The organism is Pedobacter sp. 01T416_2 (assembly GCF_056398925.1).
In genome coordinates, this window is the sequence record NZ_JBFTQI010000295.1 from 1 (window position 1) to 6,664 (window position 6,664).

Consider the following 6,664-nt stretch of genomic DNA (forward strand, 5'->3'; position numbering starts at 1 on the left):
TTATTAAAAATGGCATTACGCAAAGTGTATAACATTCGCTGGCCTACTCCACCCATCAACCTGGTTTGGGTGTAACCGGTAACCATAGCAATCATATACATCACTAACAGTATACCACCAAAAATAAGCACACCATGAAACTGTTTAGTGCGGATATAGGTATCAACCGTGTGGCCTACCAATAATGGTCCCAAAAGCAACAGACCTGAGTTAACCAAAATGGCAATCAGCGCCAGCCAAAGGTTCTTACGTTCAGCCGAGATCAGTTTTAGTAGGCTTTTCAGCGCCTTCAAAGTAGATTGCTTTTCCTGCCTGGTGTTAAGCTGGTTAAGATTGTAGTTCATAATTACTGGTGCTCTGTTGTGAATTGTAAATCTGAACATATTCGGGACTGCTTTTCAGCAAATCCTGATGGGTTCCTTCTGCAATGATTTCGCCCTGCATCAGCAAGATCACTTTATCGTAATGCTCAACAGAAGCTATTTTTTGTGTAATGGAAAGTAAAGTTAAACCAGGATAATTTTGTTGGATGTTCTCCAAAATCCTTTTCTCCGTATTGGTATCAACACGGGCTGTAAAATCATCAAGCAATAAGATCTTCGGATTCACCGCTAAAGCCCTGGCCAGCATAATGCGTTGTTTTTGTCCACCCGAAAGGCTGTTTCCACGTTCTGAAACAATAGTATTCAATTGATCAGGTAAGGCATCTACAAAATCTTTCAGTTCGGCAGTAGCTATGGCTTTGGCTAGCGATTCGTCTGTAACGGTATCGCTAAAGGCAAYATTTTCCCTAATGCTCATGTTGAACATAATGCTGTCCTGAAATACGAAGCCAACCTGTTGGTGAAAATTCTCCTGGTTGTACTTTTTAATTTCTTCGTTATCGAACAGCACCGCGCCAGAATCTGCTTCAATAAGACCTGTTAAAATATAAAGCAATTGTGTTTTACCCGCAGCCGTAGGGCCAATAATAGCGGTTTTAGAACCTGCTTTAGCCGAAAATGAAACCGATTTTAAAACTGGTTTTTGTCCGAAACTCAAATTAAGGTCTTTCGCTTCTAGTTCCCCTCGTAATTGTGTGCTTAGCGTGCCTGGATGTTTGATCTCAGCAGCATTCAGCACACTTTCTATCCTTTGGTAAGATGCCGTAGCCTGTGCAATTACATTGCTCATAAAACCGATTACCAAAATGGGAAATATAATGAGGGTGAGGTAACTACTAAAAGCGGTAAATTCTCCCAGGGTCATCGAATTGGTAATAACAAAGTGACCACCCAGTACCAGAATGCACAAACCGGATAAATTGGCTGTAAAAACAATAATCGGAATCAGCGCAGCAAACATACGGAGAATGGAAATTCCTAAATCTCTCGCTTTGGCATTCGCATCTATAAATTTATTGTATTCTAAAGCTTGCGAATTAATTACCCTGATTAAAGCCGAGCCTAAAATACTTTCGCTGATTACTTTGTTCAGCCAATCGATCACTTCCCTACTCTTTTTGAAAAGCACTTTTACCTTGCTCAACACATAGAAAAATGCCCCACCGATAATCGGCACAATAGCAATCACGCAAAGTGCCAGTTTCCAGTTAATCATCAGGAGCAGAATACTTGCCCCAACAATTAAAAATATAGACGAGCAGATAGATACGATAGCCTGCGAAACAAACATTTTAATCGAATCGGCATCAGCCGTAAGATTGGTTAGCAGTTTTGAGGGATTAGCCTGAATAATGTAGGCATGGCTCTGTCGCGAAATCTGATCCGATAACCTTGTTCTTAAATCTCTTGCCACACGTTCAGAAGCATAGGTTTGTACAATACTCTGCAAATAAGTAAAGATAAAAACCAGTACAATAGCCAGTGAAAACTGAAGAAGAATGGACTGAAGGTTGAAAGTTTTGTTGGTATAAGAATCGATACCGCTTGCAATAATCTTTGGTAAGAGTAAATTAATACCGTTACTGAGCAACGCAAACAGGATCAGCATAAAAATCAAGCCCCTGTAGTTTCCAAGTAAACTGAAAATACTCGGCTTTTTGGCTTCTTTGGTTTTTTCCATATCAATGAAGATACCTTAAATTGTAGGTTCCAAATTTAGCCGAATTAATTGATATCGTTTGTAAGAAAGTTATAGAAGAAGAAACTTATAAAATAAAAAGAGGCTGTATCATATTTTAGATTTGTCATCCTGAGCTTGTCGAAGGACTTATTAAATACCTCTTAAGGTGTTTCGACAAGCTCAACATGACATAGCCTAAGGAGAAATTGCTTTTATGATACAGGCTCCTATTTAATATTTAACCGCTTATGTTAATTAACCGCCTATTTACTTTCCTTCAAAACCATATCGATGGTAATGGCAGTGGCCACAATTGCAACTTTCTGATTGCTTTCTGCATAACTTGGATCGATAGACACATTGTATTTATCGGCCGTGGTGAAAACTTCTTTCAAAGCGCCAGCCCACTTTTTGTTTATTTTGCCCATTTCGGCACCTGCGTTATTGGTGATGCTAAAGTTCCAGGCTTTCCAATCGCCAGATATTTTTGCGATCTCTTCTCCAGATGTTGGACTCGAAATGGTAAAAGTAGGCTTGAAGAATTTAAACTTTTGTTTAATAATGCCCACTTCAACACCAAGCGGATCGGTCACAATAATTTTCGACATCCAGAAGGTCCATCCTCTTGTAATGGTGGCCTGCAACTGGTCGTTAATATCGGTAATTTCTAATTTAAAAGGCATCATACGCTTATCAACCAATAAGGTTAAAGCCTTTTGCCAGCCAGAAATACGCTGTTTAATAATCCCGATCTGAGCGCCCTGATCGTTATACACTTTGTACTCGTTCGCAAACTTTAAAAAGTTTACTTTCTCATCAATAAAATACTCGTCGCTTAAAAAAAATGGAGGAATCTGCTTGTTCATATTGTAGTTTTAATATTAGATAAGTTGCTAAAATATATATTTTTTTTCATTGCAGGCCCAAATAAGGTGTATTCGCGGGTCGTCATTCCCAACTTGATTGGGAATCTTAAAACTTTAGCTAGGTTTACATATTGCTTTAAGATTCCCGCCTGCGCGGGAATGACGATCATTCTTTTATAATCTGTTGAAAGTAGCCACTGCGCAAGGCTGAAGTAAAGAACATTTTTTCTGTTTTACTCATATACCTTTCCAACTTCATTTAAAACCGATTTGCAACGAAACATTGTTACCTTTGCAGCAAAAGCCATTGAAGAAAATGGTTAAACCCAAAACACATGATTGAAATAGGAAAATACAACGAGTTAAGGATTTTAAGCAAAACAGAAGCTGGATTAAACTTAACCGATGGCGATAAACTGGTCATCCTGCCTTACCAATACGTTCCGAATGGCGTAGAAATTGGCGATAACATTACCGTTTTTGTTTTTGTACAAAAAGATGGCCGCTTAACCGGAACTACCCAGAAAGCATATGCCGAAGTGGGCGATTTCGCTTTTTTGAAAGTGGTTTCTGATGGTGATGATGGCGTTTTTATGGATCTTGGTATCGATAAAGATGTTTATGTACCAGATCGCGAGCAAAAAAGGCCGATGCAAAAAGGCTATAAATATGTGGTTTACCTGTATTTAGACGAAAGTAACGACCGCTTACTGGCTTCTTCTAAGCTATACGATTTTGTGGAAGAAGATGGTTTCGATTTTGAAGAGGGCGACGAAGTAAGCTTATTGATTACCGAAGAAACCGATCTTGGTTTTAACGCCATTATCAACAATACTTATATCGGTTTGCTTTACAATAACGAGGTTTTTGATAATATCCAACCAGGCGAAATGCGCAAAGGCTGGATCAAGAAAATCCGAGTGGAGGGTAAGATCGATTTAACCCTACAGCCAAGTGGTTACGGCCATATTCTCGATTCGAAAGAGATGATGTTAAGAGAGCTAAAAAAGAGTGGCGGTGTAATTGAACTGGGCGATAAAAGTTCTCCTGAAGATATTTATCACCGTTTCCAGATCAGTAAAAGCGCCTTCAAAAAAACCATTGGCTCACTATATAAGGAGCGTTTAATCGTACTTTCTGACGATTCGATCAGACTGATTACAGACGACGAAGCAGAATAATTTATTTCATAAAAATCATTAAGATTGGTCGTCATTCCCAACTTGATTGGGAATCTTAAAGCGCTTGCATTACGATTCCCGCCTGCGCGGGAAAGACGACCAATCATGAATTAACCAGTAAAACTTACTATAAGTCTAATTCAAATTAAACTTCTCGCTCTGAATTTTCACTGCATTCGAGGCCGAAACAATGGCTACGATCATAATTCCGATCACAATAGCTAAAATAACCTGCAAGGTAGAATATACCTTCGTTCCCGAAACGAAGATCTTTGAGCCTTTAATCAGATCATTACCCACTTTAGATTGTATTTTAATCAACGCCGAAAGCTTAGCCAGTGTTTCATCAACAGCTTTTTTTCCCATCGACTCATAAATTATTCTTCCTTCAGTACCTGCCATGTTTATTATTTTCGCCTCCACTCCCTGTTGAACAGTTAATGCTTTTTTAAGATCGTTTAAAAAACTTTTCTCCTGTTTTACCAATAAAGTAAGTTCATATTTATTGATTATCGAATCTATTTTACGGTTATGTTTATTCATTTTCACTATACCGATTGAAGGCTGAACAGCACCATCCCCGAATAATATTTCCTGGAGAATCTTATTTTTATGATACAGGTTTTCGGCAATAAAATATAAATCTGTAGCGGGAACAAGTCTGTCGTTGTACATTGAAATGAAAGATTCGTTAATCTTCTCTACACTTTTATCTTCCAAAAAACGGATCAACAAGGTGCAGCACATGATGCAGAAAAGCAAAAAAGCTATTTTTAGCTTGTTTTTAAGACTAAAGGCAAATTTCATATATAATTGGTTAGTATCTAAACTTCTTAGCACATTGATCGTCACCCTGAGTTCATTTCAGGGTCTCTTCGTAAATAGATGCTGAAATAAATTCAGCATGACGATAGCTATTAAAAGTAGTCCTCCTGCGCCGTCTTTGCGAAAAGCTGAGGCGCAAAATTGACTAAATATAACTCTTTTTTTGCTCGCGTTACAGCAGTGTATAACCAGCGGAGAAAATCGAGATCAATCATTTCTTCAGTAAGATAACCCTGATCAGCAAAAACCGCATCCCACTGTCCGCCCTGTGCTTTATGGCAGGTTACCGCATAAGCAAACTTAATTTGCAAGGCGTTGTAAAAAGGATCTGCCTTAATGGCCAACATCCGTTGCCGTTTATTGGCAATGTGCTCATAATCTTCATTAAGCCCGTCAAAAAGCTTTTTATTCTGCTCATAAGGCAGATTAGCACTTTCTAAATTGAGCGTATCCAACATTACTTTGCAACTAATCTGCCCCGCAGCGGGGAAATCCATAAACTCTAAAGTGGCATCGGCAAAACGGAATCCATAACGTTCTTCTTCTCCCCTCACACGAATCACCTTTGCCATATCGCCATTGGCAATAAAAGCAGTATCCTCGTTCTCTGGTAGCCAGAAATAATTGTTCCGCACCACCATAATCTGATCACCGCCCGTTAACTCTTCCTCGCGATACAACAACCTGGCTCTAATCTGCTGGTTATACACATTGGCCGATTTATTGGAACGACAAACCACCAGGGTATTTTCCATGCCGAATTTGCGGTAAGCATATTCCAGTCCTTCAACCAAACGCGCCCCGGGCATATTGTAAATATCGGTATAACTTTTAGTCAGGAATTTAGGCATCGGATTTTCAGGATTTTTAGCAATCTGATTTCTCAACATCGTGGCATTGGCCAAAATACCCGACTTCTTCCCTTGCCTAACCACCTCCTTTAACTCAACAGACGACACGGTTAATGCAAATTTATCTTTGAGGTACTGTTCGTTCAATGCCGGGCTATCTAAGCTCCCCACCGGGGGCAACTGGGCCGTATCGCCCACAAAAAGCAAAAAGCAGTTTTTGGTATTGTACACAAACTCCAGCAGATCTCTTAATATTGAAGAGCCTGTTTCATTAAATTCATCGGCAATCATCGAGGCCTCGTCGATAATAAACAATGTATTTTCCGAGAGATTAGGTGCCAATTGAAACTGCATTTCGGGCGATGCCGCCGAACGCTTGCGGTAAATCCGTTTATGTATGGTTAATGCTTTTCGGTATGAATACTGGCTCATTACTTTCGCTGCCCTTCCCGTTGGCGCAAGCAGTTCACTGCGCAGATTAAATTGTTTCAAAACCTTCACCAAAGCCGCTACAGAGGTGGTCTTACCTGTACCAGCGTAACCTTTAAGCACAAAACAGCGGTACTCGTCGTCCTGTTGCAAAAACACCGACATCCGCTCGCAAAAAAGCAATTGCTCCTTGGTTGGTGTATGTTCGTATGCTGAAGCTATTAGCTGGCTTTTATCGAGGTTCATCTCTAATGGTTAATTGTTTTAAACGGTTAATCGGTTCACTGTTTAGTGTGCGTGAAATGTACCTGAGTTTTTAGCACAGTCCTATTTAACTAAACCGTATTGAAGCGATATCTCCCGATCTCAATGAACATTTGTTTTTTAGCAAAGGTTTGATCGGGAATTTAGCGGAAAGACGGATTACAGTACCCGATTAGCAGTACAG

General features: G+C 39.6%; 6 protein-coding genes. 1 reads left to right on the forward strand and 5 read right to left on the reverse strand.

The window, feature by feature from the left end; translation table 11 throughout:
- The 3 genes from AC1DPQ_RS13695 to AC1DPQ_RS13705 form a co-directional block, all read right to left on the reverse strand.
- The coding region (locus tag AC1DPQ_RS13695) for an ABC transporter transmembrane domain-containing protein (RefSeq protein ID WP_477609766.1) at positions 1-344 on the reverse strand (344 nt) is incomplete at its 3' end.
- On the reverse strand, positions 328-2,064 hold the full coding sequence (locus AC1DPQ_RS13700; RefSeq protein ID WP_477609768.1) for an ABC transporter ATP-binding protein: 1,737 nt from the start codon (positions 2,062-2,064) through the stop codon (positions 328-330). The genes AC1DPQ_RS13700 and AC1DPQ_RS13695, both read right to left, overlap by 17 nt.
- Before the next feature lie 263 nt (positions 2,065-2,327).
- Positions 2,328-2,930: an LURP-one-related/scramblase family protein gene (locus AC1DPQ_RS13705; protein ID WP_230145212.1), complete on the reverse strand. Its 603-nt coding sequence runs from the start codon at positions 2,928-2,930 to the stop codon at positions 2,328-2,330.
- Between the two features lie 335 nt (positions 2,931-3,265).
- Here AC1DPQ_RS13705 and AC1DPQ_RS13710 point away from each other — a divergent pair, with 335 nt between their 5' ends.
- Positions 3,266-4,111 (forward strand): CvfB family protein, encoded by an 846-nt coding sequence (locus AC1DPQ_RS13710; RefSeq protein WP_057933523.1) that lies wholly within the window; start codon positions 3,266-3,268, stop codon positions 4,109-4,111.
- A gap of 135 nt (positions 4,112-4,246) precedes the next feature.
- Here the strand turns inward: AC1DPQ_RS13710 and AC1DPQ_RS13715 are convergent, their stop codons facing one another.
- On the reverse strand, positions 4,247-4,918 hold the full coding sequence (locus tag AC1DPQ_RS13715) for an MCP four helix bundle domain-containing protein (protein ID WP_477578794.1): 672 nt from the start codon (positions 4,916-4,918) through the stop codon (positions 4,247-4,249).
- Positions 4,919-5,028: 110 nt separating this feature from the next.
- Complete coding sequence (locus AC1DPQ_RS13720; RefSeq protein WP_477578796.1) at positions 5,029-6,462, reverse strand: ATP-dependent DNA helicase; 1,434 nt, start codon at positions 6,460-6,462, stop codon at positions 5,029-5,031.
- Positions 6,463-6,664 lie beyond the last annotated feature (202 nt).

Bases quoted from the DNA above. Each gene is read 5' to 3' on its own strand.
- AC1DPQ_RS13705 (WP_230145212.1), bottom strand. From the start codon at position 2,930: ATGAACAAGCAGATTCCTCCATTTTTTTTAAGCGACGAGTATTTTATT.
- AC1DPQ_RS13715 (WP_477578794.1), bottom strand. From the start codon at position 4,918: ATGAAATTTGCCTTTAGTCTTAAAAACAAGCTAAAAATAGCTTTTTTG.
- AC1DPQ_RS13720 (WP_477578796.1), bottom strand. From the start codon at position 6,462: ATGAACCTCGATAAAAGCCAGCTAATAGCTTCAGCATACGAACATACA.
- AC1DPQ_RS13710 (WP_057933523.1), top strand. From the start codon at position 3,266: ATGATTGAAATAGGAAAATACAACGAGTTAAGGATTTTAAGCAAAACA.